The 1,003-nt window shown below is 65.5% G+C and carries 1 protein-coding gene; it reads right to left on the reverse strand.

Going from position 1 to position 1,003, the window contains the following annotated elements; genetic code table 11:
- A partial coding sequence (locus ABZS66_RS61825; RefSeq protein WP_354774324.1) for an IS701 family transposase occupies positions 1-934 on the reverse strand: 934 nt, incomplete at its 3' end.
- Positions 935-1,003 lie beyond the last annotated feature (69 nt).

A 1,003-nucleotide genomic window follows, 5' to 3' on the forward strand; every position in this document is an offset into this window, starting at 1 on the left:
TCAGCTCGTCGAGGCCGGTGCCGGCCGGCCCGAAACACACGTAGTAAGCGAGCTTGCTCGGGTCACTGACGCTGCGCCGGGCCAGTAGCCAATGCCCCCAACCCGGACGGCGCAACGGCCGGATCTGCACCGCCCTCCAGTCATAGACCCGCTCACCGTGCGCGCCCGCACCACAGCTCAACCGCACCCACCCAGCAGCATCAACCGCGGCAACGAGGCGATCGACCCGCTCCTTCAGCAACCGCTGCGACACCACCATCGCGTTGCACGGCACAGCGAGGACGTGCGCGATGTTGTTGAGTTCCAACCACATCCGCAGTTTGGTGTCCTGCCCATACGCCTCATCACCCGTCAACCAACCGAACGGCACCTCCGCCTCGATGGCCCGCTCGACCATCTCCTGCGCCAGCAACGGTTTCGTCGCGAACCGCACCGCATCCGGGACTCCAGCCTCCCGGCACCGCTGCCGGTCGCTGGTCCACTCCTTCGGCAGATACAACTCCCGATCGATCAACGCCCGCCCCCGCGGCGACGCATACGCCAGGAACACACCCACCTGAACGTTCTCGATCCGCCCCGCCGTCCCGGAGTACTGCCGCGCCACCCCGGCAGACTTCACGCCCCTCTTCAAGAACCCCGTCTCGTCCACCACCAACACCCCACGCTGGGCATCCCCGATCGCCTCCACCACCGCCCCGCGGACCTCGTCACGGACCCCATCGGTGTCCCACGCGTAGAAGTTCAGCAACCGCTGCATCCGCTCCGGACCAACATCGCCGGCCGCTTCCGCGAGGGTCCACCCGTTCTTACGCTCCACCTCACCGAGCAGACCCCGCACATAGATCCGCATCTGACGCCGCGACTCCACCCTGGGAAACAGACCAGCAAACCGACCCAGAAACGCCACGAACCCCGCCGACCACCCAGCAGCCATCTCCTCCAACACACACGATCAAATATCACAACGCCGCTCTATATCACAACCTGTCGTTGCAGTACTAAG

Source organism: Dactylosporangium sp. NPDC005572 (assembly GCF_040605515.1).
GTDB lineage: Bacteria > Actinomycetota > Actinomycetes > Mycobacteriales > Micromonosporaceae > Dactylosporangium.